This window comes from Acidovorax sp. IB03 (assembly GCF_016406015.1).
GTDB lineage: Bacteria > Pseudomonadota > Gammaproteobacteria > Burkholderiales > Burkholderiaceae_C > Acidovorax > Acidovorax temperans.
Genome location: NZ_JAEFCH010000027.1, coordinates 20,945 through 36,286 on the forward strand (window position 1 = coordinate 20,945; position 15,342 = coordinate 36,286).

The window sequence follows — 15,342 nt, forward strand, 5'->3', positions numbered from 1 at the left end:
TCAGGGCGCTTTTTTCTGGGCCTTCTTTTCCTTGGCAGCCTTCCTGGACGGGGGCAGGCCCGTGCCGGGCAACACGTTGTGCTCCACATCCAGCCATGGCGGGTTTTCCGCGTACATGTCACTGACGAGCTGCTTGATGGCGGCGATGTACCAGGCGTTGTCGTTGAGCCGGTGGCTCAGGATGATGGGCGAGGTGATGCGCGGGTCATCGATCAGGCGGTAGTGCAGATCGCTGCGCAAACGCGCTGACGACGGAATCAGGCACAGCCCATACTCCGCCGCCACCAGGCCCAGGGCGGTCTGGATCTCCCGAACCTCGTGGATTTCTGAGGGGCGAATGTCCTGGTCGTTCAGAAAGCTCAGCACATGGTCTGCAAAACTGGGGCGGGGCTCCTTGGGGTAGACGATGAGCTTTTGCCCATTGAGCTCGCTCAGGCTGATGTGGCCAGCGTTGGCAGCCAGGGGCGAATCGGGAGGAATGGCCAGCACCAGCCGTTCTTCGCGCAGCACCGTGCGGGCCACCGAGGAATCGTTGCCCCGGATGCGGCCAAAGCCCACATCAATGCGGCCTGACTTCAGGGCCCCAATCTGCTGGGTGGACGTCAGCTCCACCGGCTGGATGTCCACATCGGGGTAATGCTGGCGCAGCTTGCGCACCAGCATCGGGAGACCACCGTACAAGGTAGAGGGCACGAACCCGATGGACACGGTCTCTCGCTGCTGCAGGCCAATTTGGCGGGTGGCCGTCTTGAGCTGGTCCAGCCGATTGATGATTTGCAGCGCCTGCTCGTAAAAAACGCGCCCCGCTTCCGTGAGCCGCAGCGGGCGGCTATTGCGCAGGATGAGCTGCACGCCCAACTCCTCCTCCAGCAACTGGATCTGCCGACTCAGCGGCGGCTGGGCGATGTGCAGCACTTCAGAGGCGCGGGTGAAATTGCGCTCGTTGGCCACAGCCACGAAATATTTGAGCTGACGGATGTCCATAAGGGTAAACCATACAAATGCAGGCAGATCACCCTGCAAGTGGTTGATTTTTATTGGTGTAACGCAGAACTATATCTTTTAGGTATGCAATAAGACCAATTTGGTGTTGGATTGGGGGAAGGCCAAGCTGTTCAATTCGCACCATGCAACACAGCCCCAGCCTCCCTCTTCCAGCCAGTGCGGCCGTGATTGAACGGGTGGAAACCTTCCTGGTAGACCTGCCCACGATCCGGCCACACCAGTTGTCCATGACCACCATGAACGGGCAAACGCTCATGCTGGTGCGCCTCTACTGCTCCGACGGCACCGTGGGCGTGGGCGAAGGCACCACCATTGGCGGGCTGGCCTACGGGGCGGAATCGCCAGAGGGCATGAAACTGGCCATCGACACCTACTTCGCGCCGTTGCTCGTGGGTGCCGACGCCAACCACGTGCCGGCCCTCATGGCTAGGCTCAACAAAGCCATCAAGGAAAACCGCTTCGCCAAGTGCGCGGTGGAAACCGCCTTGTTCGACGCTCTGGGCCACCGCACCGGGCTGCCCGTGTCGCAACTGCTGGGCGGGCGTGTGCGCGACAGCCTGCCCGTAGCGTGGACGCTGGCCTCCGGCGATACCGCCAAAGACATTGATGAAGCCGAGCGCATGCTGGCGCTGCGCCGGCACAAGACCTTCAAGCTGAAGATTGGCCGCCGCAGCGTGGCCGCTGATGTGGCCCACGTGGCTGCCATCAAGAAAGCCCTGGGCGACCGCGGCGCGGTGCGCGTGGATGTGAACATGGCATGGAGCGAGCTGGAGGCCCAGCAAGGCCTGGCCGGCTTGGCAGACGCAGGCTGCGAACTGGTAGAGCAGCCCGTGGCGTCTGCCGAAGCCATGGGACGCCTCAAGGGGCGCCATCCCATTGCCGTGATGGCCGACGAATCACTCACCGGCCCCGCTTCGGCATTTGCACTGGCACGCGATGCGGCCGCCGATGTCTTCGCCGTCAAGACCGAGCAATCCGGCGGGCTGCAGGCCGCACAACAGGTGGCGGCCATTGCCGACGCAGCAGGCATTGAGCTGTACGGCGGCACCATGCTCGAAGGCGCTGTGGGAACGATCGCTTCCGCCCACGTGTTTGCCACCTTCAAGCACCTGCAGTGGGGCACCGAACTGTTCGGCCCGCTGCTGCTGACGGAAGAGATCCTGGCAGAGCCCCTGCAATACCGGGATTTCGAACTGGCGGTGCCCACGGCGCCCGGCCTGGGCATTGCCCTGGACGAAGAGCGCGTGCAGTACTTCCGACGCGACAAGAAACGCAGCGGCCTGATAGCCGCTGCCCAACCCACACCGCAACCACAGATTGCATGACGGATGGGCCCCGTCACCGCTGGCCCGCTTTACCTTTCACAACGACCCCCAGGAGATCTCCCCATGGCCATCCAAATTTTCAACACCCCTGAAGTCCAGGACTTCCTGCGTCTGGCCAGCGGCCTGAACCAGAGCGGCGGCAACCCACGCGCCAAGCAGATCGTGCACCGCCTGCTGTCCGACCTGTTCAAAGCCATTGACGATCTGGACATCACCTCGGACGAATACTGGGCGGGTATCGCGTACCTGAACACCCTGGGCGCTCGTGGCGAAGCCGGTCTGCTCTCCCCCGGCCTGGGCCTGGACCATTTCCTGGACATGCGCATGGACGCCAAGGACAAGGAACTGGGCGTTGAAAATGGCACGCCCCGCACCATCGAAGGCCCTCTGTACGTGGCCGGCGCGCCGGAAGCCAAGGGCTTTGCCCGCCTGGACGACGGCAGTGATAAGGCAGGCCACACGCTGATCATGCACGGCACGGTGTACAGCGCGGACGGCAAGCCCATGCCCAACGCCAAGGTTGAAGTCTGGCACGCCAACACCAAAGGCTTCTACTCACACTACGACCCCACTGGTGAGCAAAAGGCCTTCAACATGCGCCGCACCATCATCACCGACGACCAGGGCCGCTACAAGTTCCAGAGCATCGTGCCCCAAGGCTATGGCTGCCCGCCCGATGGCCCCACACAAGCACTGCTGAATCAGCTGGGTCGCCACGGCAACCGCCCCGCCCACATCCACTTCTTTGTCACGGCTGAGGGCCACCGCAAGCTGACTACACAGATCAACATCGACAGCGACCCACTGTTGAACGATGACTTCGCCTGCGCCACGCGTGAAGGCCTGGTGCCCGCACTGGTGGAGCGCACGGACGCAGCCTCCATCCAGGCCAACGGCCTGAACGGTCCTTTCGCAGAGATCGTGTTCGACTTCAGGCTCAGCAGCCTGGTCAACGGCGTTGACAACCAGCTGGTCGACCGCCCACGCCTGGCGGCCTGACCCTCCTGCGGCGGTAGCGCCACGGTGCACTACCGCCGGCTTCGCCCTTTAGCGCCCCCTTTGAAAACCGCGCCGCACGCGCGGGGGTGGTGGCCTTCTTCACAGCAGGCACCCTGGCGATTGCGCTGCTCGGCTTCAAGAGCCCCATGCCTGTGCTGTATCTGCTGATCTTCATCGCAGGCGCCACCACCATCGGCACGCAGATCCTGCTGTACGCCAACACGGCGCAGTTCTACCCGCTGGCCATGCGCTCCACCGGTCTGGGCTGGGCTTCGGGCGTGGGCCGCACCGGCGCCATCGTGGGGCCGTTGTTGGGCGGCTCGTTGCTGGCTGCTGCTTTGCCCCTGCAAATGAACTTCCTGGTGTTCGCAATCCCTGGCTTGGTCGCCGCGTTGGCCATGGGTTGCTTTATTCTGTTCAACCGCCGCAGCGCTACCCCCTTGGTGGCACCTGTTGCAAACCCTGCGAGCCGACGAGCGCCAACGGCCGTCTCTGGCTGAGCGCAAAGTATTCCGCGCCCATGCATGAAATCCCCAGCGCCCCTGGCGCCGGGGATTTTTGGCGTTTGCCACCCCCTAAGAAACTGGAGAAACCATGAGCAATCCCCCAAGCCTCCTCACCACAAGCCGTGGCACCTTCCGCGTTGCCATCGACGGCAGCCCTGACGCACCTGCCTTGGTGTTGAGCAATTCATTGGGCACCACGCTGGAGATGTGGGATGCGCAAGTGGCCGCGCTGTCCGCCAGCCACCGCTTGATCCGCAACGACACGCGCGGCCATGGCGGCAGCCTTGTCACCCCAGGCCCCTACCGCATGGACGACCTGGGTCAGGATGTGCTGGCGCTGCTCGATGCGCTGAACATCGACCAAGCATATTTCTGCGGTATCTCGATGGGCGGCCACACCGGGCTGTGGCTGGGGGTGCACGCTGGCGCACGCATGCGCGGCATTGCCGTGTGCAACAGCGCTGCCAAGATCGGCACCGCACAGGCATGGCAAGAGCGTGCCGCCACCGTGCGCAGCCAGGGTGCCGCCGCCATGCAGGCGCTGGCCGATTCCGCACCCGGCCGCTGGTTCACCCCAGGCTTTACCCAAACCCATCCAGACATCGTCCAACGCGCGCAGGCATGGATTGCAGGCATCGCTCCCGAAGGCTACGCCGCCTGCTGCGAAGCCCTGGCCACGTCGGACCTGCGGGAGAGCATTGGCCGCATTGCAGTGCCCACGTTGCTTCTGGCCGGCGCAGATGACCCGGTGACCACAGTGGCCGACGCCCAGGCCATGCAGGCCAGCATCGCCGGTTCTTCGCTGGCTGTCGTGCCTGCGTCGCACCTCTCCAACCTGGAAGCGCCACAGGCCTTTGAGCAAGCCGTGCTGGATTTTCTGGCCCACGCGGCCAAGGCTTGAGCGCCATCGGCAGCCTTGGTGAGGGAATGAGGGACCACCGGAACCTGGCGCGGTGGGGGCAACTGACTTTGAAGCAAGTGCCAAGGGTTGACCCACCCACTCGGGTTAACCCCTAAACAAGGCGAGGCTTTTTGTTAGCATTCCGCTTCTTTGAAGCGACGCACGGGTGCTCACGGTACGTGAGCCCTGTTCGATTGCCCCACCTCCCCCCACCCTTTCTTCGCTCTCTCCCATGTCACTTGCCGACCGGGTTTTGTACCCAGACTTTCTTTCGCGCATCGTTACTGCAGACGAAGCGGCTGCCAAGATCCCCGCAGGTGCCCATGTGGGCATGAGCGGCTTCACCGGGGCGGGGTACCCCAAGGCGGTTCCGCAGGCCTTGGCGCGGCTCATCCAGCAGCAAAACGCTCAGGGCAAGCCCTTCAAGATCGGGCTGTGGACGGGTGCTTCCACTGCCCCCGAGCTGGATGGAGCGCTGGCCCAGGTGGACGGCATTGACATGCGCCTACCCTACCAGTCCGACCCCACCTGCCGCAAGCAGATCAATGCCGGGCAAATGCAGTACGTGGACATCCACCTGTCGCACGTGGCCCAGTTCGTCTGGTTCGGCTTTCTGGGCAAGCTGGATGTGGCGGTGGTGGAAGTGGCGGGGGTGCTGCCCGACGGGCGCCTGATTCCGTCCTCGTCCGTGGGCAACAACAAGACCTGGCTCGACCAGGCGGACAAGATCATTCTGGAAGTGAACACCTGGCACAACCCGGGTCTGGAGGGCATGCACGACATCTACTACGGCACAGATGTTCCGCCCAACCGGAGGCCCATCCAGATGACGGAGCCGCACCAGCGCATTGGCGAGCCCTACCTGCGCTGTGACCCCTCCAGGGTGATTGCGGTGGTCAAAACCCACCAGCCCGACCGCAACTCGGTGTATGCCGCGCCTGACGACACGTCCAACCGCATTGCCGGCCACATCATCAATTTCCTGCAGCAAGAAGTGAAGCTGGGCCGCCTGCCCGCTGACCTGCTGCCGCTGCAGTCGGGCGTGGGCAACATTGCCAATGCCGTGCTGGCAGGCCTGAACGCCGGGCCTTTCGAAAACCTCACCGCCTACACCGAAGTGCTGCAGGACGGCATGCTGGACATGCTGCGCTCGGGCAAGCTGGCCAGCGCCTCGGCCACGGCCCTGTCGCTGAGCCCCGCCGCAATGCAGGACTTCAACGACCGCATCGACTACTACAAAGAGCGCATCGTGCTGCGCCCGCAGGAGATCAGCAACCACCCCGAGCTGATTCGCCGCATGGGCCTGATCGCCATGAACGGCATGATCGAGGCCGACATCTACGGCAACGTGAACTCCACGCACATCATGGGCTCGGCCATCATGAACGGTATTGGGGGCTCAGGCGACTTCGCGCGCAACGCCTACCTGTCGATCTTCATGACGCCTTCGCTGGCCAAGGACGGCGCCATCTCCTGCATCGTGCCCATGGCTTCGCACGTGGACCACACCGAGCACGACGTGCAGGTTCTGGTCACCGAACAAGGCTTGGCCGACCTGCGCGGGCACTCGCCCACACAGCGGGCTGAAATCATCATTGAAAAATGCGCCCACCCGGACTTCCGCCCCGCCCTGCGCGACTATCTGGCACGGGCGCGCAAAAGCGCCCTGGGTCAGCACACCCCCCACCTGCTGGGTGAGGCGCTGTCCTGGCATCAGAAGTACGTGGAAACAGGGTCGATGCGCTGAACGCTTGATCCAAGGCGAACGCAGGGTCTGCAAAGGGGCTTAATGAAAAGCTCAGTCATTTTGTAAAGCAAGGGTTAACCCTAGTTCTATTGGGCTTGTGGCTTTTCAAGCTCTCCGATTCTTTTACGACACAGGCCGGCCTCCATCAGAGGCCGGCTCTTTTTCTTTGCGGATACAAACCATGCAACGCCGTCAATTCACCCAATCGCTGGTGGCCGCCAGCACAGGCCTTTTCTGGGCAACCTCTTCCCGCGCAGTGGGTTTGCAAGACCCCATGGACAGCAAAACGGTTTCGGTCGGCTGCTCGCTGGGCGCTACGGGCCCTCTGGCCAGCCTGGCTCGCGAACTGAAGCAGGGCCTGGACGCAGGCCTGGAGCGTGCCGGCCGTGAACTTACCCGCGGCAAGCTGCGCGCGACACTCGCCAGTGTGCGCAGCCACGACATGGGCGGGATGACCGTGGACTACAGCAACGGCGCGCCGTATGTCGGCTCACGGTTTGTGGACTTGGGAATTCTCGGAGCCAACGGCCGCATGGTCGGTTAACGGAATGCGTGCCGGGTGGGCGTTCCGTCTCAGGTAGCACATGGCTACGACAAGACGGAACAACGGCGCCAGGGGCGCTGTGTCAGCAGCCCTTAACCCACAAACCGCCCGGCTCCATTCAACACGCCCATGTCCACAAAACGCGAACCTACGTAGGGGGCCTGGCCGGAGTAATCAATCACCAGTCCACCCAAGTCCAGGTTGCGAATCCCGGCCAGTGCGGTGCGCAGCTTGCTGCGGGTAGGGTCGGCCCCGGCGCGCTCCAGCCCCTCGGCCAGCACGCGGGTGTTGGTGTAAGACTCGAGCGTACCCAGGTTGAACTCCTGAATACCGCGCGCCCGCATGGCGGCCTGGTAGTCACGCACCAGGGCTGTCTTGGCGCGAGTGGGATCGGGCATGACCATGGTGAGGGCCAGCCCACTGCCCGCATCGCCCAGCTGCTTGAGACCTTCACTGGTCAGCGTGACGCTCAGGCCCGCCATGAGCACACCGGGGTTGTTCGTCTTGAGCCCGCGTACCAGCTCCACCGAAACGGCACCTGCCGTGGCCAGCAACACGGCGGCAGGTCGGGCCTGGCCCACCTTGGCCAGCACATCGCTCAGGTTCTTGCCATCGGTGGCCAACGCGACTTGCACCAGAGGCTTGAGGCCTTGCTCCGCCAGGAAACGGGTGGAGTCCTCCAGCATTTCGCGGCCGTAGGCGTTGTCCAGGTAAACGACGCCGATGTCCTTGAGGCCCATGCCGGCCAGACGTTGCACCAGGCGGCGTACTTCGTCGGTATAGCTGGCGCGCACATGGAACACGTTGCGGGCGCCCTTGCGCAGGGATGAAGCCCCGGTGAATGGCGCCACATACGGGATGCCCGCGTCCTCAATCATCGGCAGAATGCCCGCGTTGTTGGGCGTGCCCACGCAGGACATCAGCGCAAAGGCACTGCCCTGGCTGATCATCTGCTGGACGTTTTCGGTGGTGCGCTGCGGCACGTAGCCGTCATCCAGAATCTGCAGTTGCACCATGCGGCCGTGGATGCCGCCACGCGCGTTGATCTGCGCCAGCGCAGCTTCTGCGCCTTGCTTGATGTCGCGCCCAAACCCGGCCAGGGGGCCCGTGAGGGAGGCCGAGCACCCAATCGTCAGGCTCTTGCTGCTGATGCCTGCGTCTTGCGCAAAAGCATGGCGCACCAGCGCAGGAGCAGCCAGGCCGGCGGCCAGGCGAGGGGCAATAGTGACAAATTGGCGACGCTGCATAAAAAACAAACTCCCGAGAATTCAACGCAAAGGCTCGCTCCCTTTTTGGAGCAACTAATCAGTGTACGTGGGGGGTTTCCCCTCGCACCACCGAGCCAACCCTTAGAACCTGTTCACAGTCTTTTTGGAGATTGCATTGGAGTGCAATCGGGATGAGTGGATGCAACGGATGCGCCGCATGGGCTGGTGCCCATGCAAGCAGCCGGGGCGCCAAAGCTCCAAGTTCATCGGCCCGATTTCACTCCAACCCTTCGGGCAAGCGGCTTGCCGGGCGGTCTGCGGTGTTACACCGCTTGCCAATAGCACGGGCCACCTTGGATGAATGTGGGCCGCGCGCTGCGCCTAGCAGCCCATCCCCGCCAGACACTTGTGCAACTCCAAAAAGACTTTGAACAGGTTCTTCGAGCCTGCTGATAATCTTTGCGTCGCCCCAGGCACAGTTACTGCGGGCATCTGTCCTTTCATCCCCCTCGCTGGAGCCCCACACACCATGTCCATCTGGAAGAAACCCATCTCTGTTGAGCAACTGACCGCGAGCGGCGCCAACACTGCCGTCAGCCACCTGGGGATCGAATTGACAGAAGTGGGCGACGACTTCCTGCGGGGCCGCGTGCCGGTGGACGAGCGCACGCGTCAGCCTTTCGGGCTGCTGCACGGTGGAGTCAGCGTGGTGCTGGCTGAAACTCTGGGTTCCATGGGCGCCTTTTATGCCAGCCCTGAGGGCCACCGCGCCGTGGGGCTGGACATCAATGCCAACCATTTGCGTGCCGCTACCAGCGGCTGGGTCACCGGCACGGCCCGCCCGGTGCACATTGGCCGCACCACACAGGTGTGGCAAATCGACATGGTGAACGATGCGGGTGAGCTGACCTGCGTGTCACGCATCACCATGGCCGTGCTCGCACCCAAAGGCTGACGCGCTGGGGGCCGCCCCTGCTGCCCCATGCAACAAAGCCCGCAGGCCGAAAGGTCTGCGGGCTTTGTTTTGCCATGTGCCGCCTGGGGCGGCAATAGATCAGTGTTCGCCTTGAACGGTCTGGTCAGCCTTGTGGGCGGCAATGGCTTCGGCTCGAACTTCAGCACGGCTGCGGGCGCTGTTCACGGCGGCAGCGCTGTAGGCCACGTCAGAGCCTTCTGCATCGTGGGGCATGCCGCCATTGACACGCGCTGCTTGCAAGTCAGCGATCACGGCGTGGCGGGTCAGTGCGCTGGCAGTGGATGCTGCAGCAGGGTAGTTGGAGTTGTCGCCAAAGGCACCGGAAGATTGGGCATGGGCAGCCACAGAGCCCAGGGCAAACAAGGAGAGAGCGGCGATAGTGCGGAAGTTCTTCATGATCAAAATCCTGTCTTACAGATCAACATTCAGATGCGGTCCCCGGCGTTCCACTTTCGCGGAAGCCGCCGGTTTCGACCTGCGTCGATGAGTGGCAGTTGAACGTGTCGCTCATCGATGGGAGTGACTGTATCTAGGGTTACTACGGAGATAAACCGCCTCCCGCGGAACTAAATGTTCACAATACTGAAATAATTCATCAGGAACTTTCTGATTCGATCCATTTTCAACATGGATAAATACCCACCTCCACTGTGGGCAACAGGGCTGTGGTAAGCCATGCCAGCCATCCAAAGTCAACGGCGCGCCGTTGCAACGCACCGCAAGACAGACATGCGAGACCATGTGCAGACAAAGCACTGAGCCCCCCAGAAAGACAGGGCATACGCATCGAACTGAATGAAAAACGCCACCCCGTGCAACCAGCGCACGGGGTGGCGTGATTCACATCAGCCAGTCGCTCTGGCGCCTAAAAACGCCCCACCAAAGAGACCCCGACCAGCGGGGCGGTCTTGAAACTCTGCTTCTTGATCAAATTGCCGGAGGCATCTTCCAGCCGCAGCTTGCCGCCCACCACGGCACCGCCGTACAGGTGCAGCGCCATTTGCGGGCCTAGATTGCGCGTGACGCGCAAGAACAGCGGCACCCCGCTTTCCTCACCCACACCCCCAGGGGCCGAGGCACGGTCATTCAACCGAAAACGCACGCTGCGGTAGGCAACGCCTACGCCTGCGGTCCAGTCGCCGTCGAAGCGGTAGTCCAGCTCCAGCCCCGCTATGCCGGCCGGGCTGCTGGGCAGCGGATTGACCAAGCGCCAGCGGTCGTTCAGGCGCCAGTCCACGATCACCACCGGGAAGACGCTGGTCTTCTCGATCTGGTCGTACACCCCCAGGCCCACCCCCAAGCGGTTGCCGCCGCCAAACTGCTTCACCCCCGACACCATGGCGCCCCAGACCCGGGACTCGCTGTTGCTGGCACTTTTCTCGCCAAACCAGTCCACAGAAGGGGCGACGGTCAGGCTCCAGTCGTTGGACAACGCCCAGGACACCGGCACCGATACGCCGTAGCGCCGCACGTCGCCCCAGGGGGCTTGCGCCCCAAAGGCGCTCACGTTGTCAAACGAATAGTCGTACTGGTCGTAACTCAGCGTCACGCCGATGCGGTTGCCCGCGCCCCAGGTGGTGGAAGCGCCACCGCGCACGGTCACGCCGTCCACCTTGAAGCGGCCGCCGTCGTCCACATCGCTGTTTCCCTGGTACACCGGGCTGACCGAAACAAAGGGCTGCCATGCACCGTTTTGCGCATGGGCGCTGGCTGCCAGACCCAACGTGGCACTCGCGACAAGCGCGCTGGAAAGACGAGATAAACGCATGGTTGGACGGAGATGAGTGAAGACCGGCGCATTGGACACCAAGCCCGTGATGTCGTCAACACGGGTGCCATGAATGCCCGAGCGGCGAAGGGGCACGGGCTCGCGCGGGTCGGCGCCGCCCCAGGACGATGGCGCACTGCCGATATGGTCAGGCCTGCCAACGACACCAGCGCCAGAACGTCGCGCGGCTCACGCCCAGAGCGGCCGCCGCTGCGCCCGGGTGGCCTCCATGCGCCTCCAGGGCCGCCAGCGCCTGCTCGCGGCGGCGCTGGTGCTTGTCAGTCGGAGGCGAGAGGGTGGGTGTGAGCGCTGCAGCGCCTGAGGATGCACGCTCGGGCTGGGCCGCCAGGTCGCTGGGTGCCATCAGCAGCTCGGGGCACTCGCTTTGCAGCTCGCTCCAATCCACGGTGTCCATGCTGCGGTGCGATGCCAGATGCGCCGCCAAGCGGTCGCACAGGTTTTCCAGCTCGCGCACGTTACCGGGCCAGCCGTGGCGTTGCAGGGCGTCGCCCAGGCGATGCAGCACGGCCTCTGCGGGGGTGTGCGTCACACCCAGCCGGGCCAGGCTTTGGCGTAGCAGGTGCTGCGCCAACGCTGGGATGTCTTCCCTGCGGTCCCGCAACGCGGGGAGCTGCAATCGGAGGGTGTTGAGCCGGTAGTACAAATCCTGGCGGAAGCTGCGCTGGGCCACCAGATCTGTCAGGTCCTGGTGGGTGGCGGCAATCACGCGCACATCGACCGGAATGGCGTGATTGGCGCCCAGGCGTGTGATCCGGCGTTCCTGCAGCACACGAAGCAGCCGTGTTTGCAGCGTCAACGGCATGTCGCCAATTTCGTCGAGAAACAGGGTGCCCGTGTGGGCCGCCTCGAACAGGCCGCGCCTGCCGCCACGGCGAGCCCCCGTGAAGGCGCCCTCCTCATGCCCAAACAGCTCGCTCTCCAGCAAAGTCTCCGGGAAAGCCGCGCAGTTGATGGCCACGAACGGTCGGGTGGCACGGGGGCTGGCGTTGTGGATGGCTTGTGCGAACAACTCCTTGCCGGTGCCACTCTCGCCCGTGATCAACACATTCAAGGGCGTGGCTGCATACCTGCGCGCGCTGGCCACTGCGCGCAGCAGGGCCGGGCTGGAGCCCCGGAGGCTCTCGAAGTGGTAGCGCGCGGCATGGTCCGCTCGGCGATGCTGAATGCGCAGGCTGTTGTCCGCTTCGTGGATGGTGCTCGCGTCGTACAGCGTCAGCGCCGCACCCATGGTGCGGCCATGTTCCTGGATGGGGGTGCGATTGGCAATCCAGTCGCGGCCCTTCAGGCGCAACACCACCCCATGCTCGGCCTGCCCCCGCTCCAGCGTGGGTTGCAGCGAGATATCAGAAGTCACCGCGCTCAGCGGCGTGCCCAGGCGCGGGGCTTGCGAAAGCCCCAGGATGCGCTGCATGGCAGGGTTGATGGCGATGATCTGCTCGGACTGATTCACCGCCAGCACCGCGTCTTGCAGCGTGCGCAGCACGGTGTTGAGTTGCTCATACCGCCCGGCCTCCAGCCGCGCCACGCGCGCCAGTTCCAGCGCATCCTCAAACCCCTGCCGGATGCTGGCGCGCGAATACGCCAGCAAGCCCACCAACCCCGCGTTTTCGGCCAGCTCCACCACCAGGCTGGAGCCCACCACCACTTCGATGCCGTCAGCGCGCAACTGCTGAATGCAGGCGCGCGCCGAATCGGGCGTGTGATAGGCGTACTGCCGCAGGTCCACATTCAGCAGGCTCTTCACGGCCTCCAGCTCTGGCAGCGTCTGGCCGTACATCACGATGCCCACACGGCTGGCCTTTTCTCGGGCGCGGATCAAGGCTTGCAGGATGTCAAAGCCGCTGAGCTGGATGGTGGCCACCGGCGCACTCAACCCCCGGCGCAGCAGACTGGCATTGGATCCGGCACTGACGAAAGCGTCCACCTGCCCGCGCTCCAGGCGCTCCCGGGCCAGGTCCAGGGCCACATCGAAACTGCCGTCCACCACCTCGATGTCGGCGCGGTCCCTGTACTCCGCAATGATCGGCATCGCCATCTGCCGAATCTGCCGATAGCTGACAAAACACAACCGGGGCAGCCCCGTCGCGGGGTACAGGTCAGCCCTCATGGGAACAACGGGCGTTAGCCGCCCTGAGATTCAACACAGATTGCATGGTGCCGCCAGATGTTTCATTTTTTAGGTGACTCACTGTGCCGATTGTTTCACATCACCCTCACAATGAAACGCCACGAGACAAAAAGCGTTTCAAAACGCCGTTTCAAGCCCCATCCAGGCTTGGCATGGCTCGTGCGTAGGGCTGGACACAACATTGCCGATTCCGGTGCCCCCGCAACCTTTACGTTTTTCTTCATGACCCAACACCTTGCTTCTTCCCAACCCACAGCTGCCGCGCCCCGCACGCTGCGCGAGCGCCTGTCCCAACCCGGCCTGGTCACGGCGCCGGGCGTGTACGACATGGTGTCCCTGCGGCTGGCGGACACCTTTGGGTTCGATGCGCTGTACATGACCGGCTTCGGCACAGTCGCATCGCACCTGGGCCTGCCCGATGCGGGCCTGGCCACCTATTCGGACATGGTGGGCCGCGTCAAAGCCATGGCAGGCATGGCGCGCACCCCGCTCATCGCCGATGGCGACACAGGCTACGGCGGCCTGCTGAATGTTCGCCACACCGTGCAAGGCTACGAAGCTGCAGGGGCGCAGGCCATCCAGCTTGAAGATCAGGAGTACCCCAAAAAATGCGGGCACACCCCCGGCCGGCGGGTCATCCCCATGGAAGACATGGTGCGCAAGATCCGCGTGGCGGTGGAGAGCCGCCAATCGCCCGACTTCCTCATCATCGCCCGCACCGATGCGCGCAGCAGCCTGGGCCTGGACGAGGCCCTGCGCCGCGCCGAGGCCTACGCACGCGCCGGGGCTGACATTCTGTTTGTGGAGTCGCCCGAAAGCGAGGAAGAGATGCGCCAGATTGGCCGCAGCGTGGACAAGCCCTTGCTGGCCAACATGGTCGAAGGCGGGCGCACCCCGGTGCTCCCCCACGAGGAACTGCAGGCGATTGGCTACAAGCTCGCCATTTTCCCGGTGACGGCACTGCTCGCGGCCACCCAGGCCATGAAGCAGGTCTACACCCAGTTGCAGCGCCAGGGCTCCTCGGCAGCGGGCAGCACCGCGCTGATGCCGTTTTCAGAGCTGACCCAGCTGATGGGCTTTGAAGACGTCTGGGCCTTTGAACGCCAGTACGCCGAAACGCCCTGAGGCGCTCACGGCACTGACTGCCGCGCCGCACACCGCGCACCCCATTCCCATAAATACATCAGGAGACAACCATGAAGCTTTTGCCCCTCTCGAACCGCCGGCGCCACATGATCGCCGTGGCTGCCGCCCTGTGCGCAGGCCCCCTGCTGCACACTACGGTGCACGCGCAAGACCAGTGGCCCAGCAAGCCCATCCGCCTCATCGTGCCCTTCACGCCTGGGGGCGTGACCGACACCAGCGGCCGCCTCATTGCAGAGAACCTGGGCAAGCGGCTGGGGCAGCAAGTGGTGGTGGACAACAAGCCGGGCGCCTCCGGCAACATCGGCACCGCACTGGCCAAGGCCGCCCCCGCCGACGGCTACACGCTGGTGCTGGGCTTTGACGGCACCATGGTCATCAACCCGCATGTGTTCTCGAAGCTGCCCTTCGACACGGTCAAGGACTTCACGCCGGTGGGCAAGATCGGTGATGCCACCCTCATTCTGGTGGCCAACCCCGACGTGCCCGTCAAGGGCCTGGCAGATGTGATCGCGCTGTCCAAGTCGCGCCCCGGCGGGCTGTCGTTTGGCACCTCGGGCACTGGCGGAACGCCGCACATTGCGGGCGAGCTGCTCAAACTGCGCACGGGCGCCAACCTCACGCATGTTCCGTACAAGGGCGGCGGTCAGGCCATGACCGATGTGCTGGGCGGCACCATTCCGCTGGTCTACACCGCCGTGGCCGGGGCCCACGGGCATGTGAAGTCGGGCAAGCTCAAGGCGCTGGCGGTGTCCAGTGCGCAGCGCACCAGCGCCCTGCCCGATGTGCCCACCTTCGTGGAAAGCGGCGTGCCAGACTTCGTGGTCAATTCATGGGTTGGCCTGCTGGCACCCGCTGGCACACCTGCAGCGGTGGTCACACGCCTCAACACCGAGTTGAACGCCGTGCTCAACGACGCCACCGTGCGCGAAAAGCTGCGCGTGATGGGCATCGAGCCCGCCCCAGGAACGCCCGAGCAATACCGCGATGAAATCCGGCGCGACCTGGACCGCTACGGCGCCGTGGTCAAGTCTGCAGGCATCTCGGTGGAATAACGCATCCCAGTACAAG

The 15,342-nt window shown here is 63.9% G+C and carries 13 protein-coding genes and 1 pseudogene; 9 read left to right on the top strand and 5 right to left on the bottom strand.

Annotated features, from left to right (window positions below; genetic code table 11):
- Entirely contained in the window at nt 1–984 is a 984-nt protein-coding gene (locus tag IHV84_RS14240) for a LysR family transcriptional regulator (RefSeq protein WP_198847350.1), read from the bottom strand.
- A 143-nt stretch (nt 985–1,127) separates the two neighbouring features.
- Here IHV84_RS14240 and IHV84_RS14245 point away from each other — a divergent pair, with 143 nt between their 5' ends.
- The 6 genes and pseudogenes from IHV84_RS14245 to IHV84_RS20815 all read left to right on the top strand — a co-directional run bounded on the left by IHV84_RS14245 (nt 1,128) and on the right by IHV84_RS20815 (nt 7,027).
- Nucleotides 1,128–2,330: a muconate/chloromuconate family cycloisomerase gene (locus IHV84_RS14245; protein WP_198847351.1), complete on the top strand. Its 1,203-nt coding sequence runs from the start codon at nt 1,128–1,130 to the stop codon at nt 2,328–2,330.
- Between the two features lie 63 nt (nt 2,331–2,393).
- Entirely contained in the window at nt 2,394–3,329 is a 936-nt protein-coding gene (gene catA, locus IHV84_RS14250; RefSeq protein ID WP_198847352.1) for a catechol 1,2-dioxygenase, read from the top strand.
- A gap of 50 nt (nt 3,330–3,379) precedes the next feature.
- Nucleotides 3,380–3,829, top strand: a pseudogene (locus IHV84_RS14255) (MFS transporter); the annotation flags it as partial.
- A gap of 94 nt (nt 3,830–3,923) precedes the next feature.
- Nucleotides 3,924–4,736, top strand: a complete 813-nt coding sequence (pcaD, locus tag IHV84_RS14260; protein WP_198847353.1) for a 3-oxoadipate enol-lactonase — start codon at nt 3,924–3,926, stop codon at nt 4,734–4,736.
- A gap of 232 nt (nt 4,737–4,968) precedes the next feature.
- Nucleotides 4,969–6,483, top strand: a complete 1,515-nt coding sequence (locus tag IHV84_RS14265) for an acetyl-CoA hydrolase/transferase family protein (protein WP_198847354.1) — start codon at nt 4,969–4,971, stop codon at nt 6,481–6,483.
- A gap of 181 nt (nt 6,484–6,664) precedes the next feature.
- On the top strand, nt 6,665–7,027 hold the full coding sequence (locus IHV84_RS20815) for a hypothetical protein (protein ID WP_370541289.1): 363 nt from the start codon (nt 6,665–6,667) through the stop codon (nt 7,025–7,027).
- 92 nt (nt 7,028–7,119) lie between these two features.
- On the opposite strand, the gene IHV84_RS14275 is transcribed toward IHV84_RS20815, so the two are convergent.
- Nucleotides 7,120–8,274: an ABC transporter substrate-binding protein gene (locus tag IHV84_RS14275; protein WP_198847355.1), complete on the bottom strand. Its 1,155-nt coding sequence runs from the start codon at nt 8,272–8,274 to the stop codon at nt 7,120–7,122.
- Nucleotides 8,275–8,764: 490 nt separating this feature from the next.
- Here IHV84_RS14275 and IHV84_RS14280 point away from each other — a divergent pair, with 490 nt between their 5' ends.
- A complete protein-coding gene (locus IHV84_RS14280) occupies nt 8,765–9,190 on the top strand; it encodes a hotdog fold thioesterase (RefSeq protein ID WP_044397243.1) in 426 nt (141 codons plus the stop codon).
- 99 nt (nt 9,191–9,289) lie between these two features.
- Here the strand turns inward: IHV84_RS14280 and IHV84_RS14285 are convergent, their stop codons facing one another.
- From IHV84_RS14285 to prpR, 3 genes are all read right to left on the bottom strand, one after another.
- On the bottom strand, nt 9,290–9,607 hold the full coding sequence (locus IHV84_RS14285) for a DUF4148 domain-containing protein (RefSeq protein WP_198847356.1): 318 nt from the start codon (nt 9,605–9,607) through the stop codon (nt 9,290–9,292).
- Nucleotides 9,608–10,076: 469 nt separating this feature from the next.
- Complete coding sequence (locus IHV84_RS14290) at nt 10,077–10,979, bottom strand: DUF6268 family outer membrane beta-barrel protein (protein ID WP_198847357.1); 903 nt, start codon at nt 10,977–10,979, stop codon at nt 10,077–10,079.
- A gap of 148 nt (nt 10,980–11,127) precedes the next feature.
- Nucleotides 11,128–13,107 carry a propionate catabolism operon regulatory protein PrpR gene (gene prpR / locus IHV84_RS14295; RefSeq protein WP_198847358.1) on the bottom strand — a complete coding sequence of 660 codons (1,980 nt, stop codon included), beginning with the start codon at nt 13,105–13,107 and terminating at the stop codon, nt 11,128–11,130.
- 243 nt (nt 13,108–13,350) lie between these two features.
- On the opposite strand from prpR, the gene IHV84_RS14300 reads away from it, so the two are divergent.
- Nucleotides 13,351–14,253, top strand: a complete 903-nt coding sequence (locus IHV84_RS14300; RefSeq protein ID WP_198847359.1) for an oxaloacetate decarboxylase — start codon at nt 13,351–13,353, stop codon at nt 14,251–14,253.
- Nucleotides 14,254–14,324: 71 nt separating this feature from the next.
- Complete coding sequence (locus IHV84_RS14305) at nt 14,325–15,326, top strand: tripartite tricarboxylate transporter substrate binding protein (RefSeq protein ID WP_198847360.1); 1,002 nt, start codon at nt 14,325–14,327, stop codon at nt 15,324–15,326.
- The last annotated feature ends 16 nt before the right edge of the window (nt 15,327–15,342 follow it).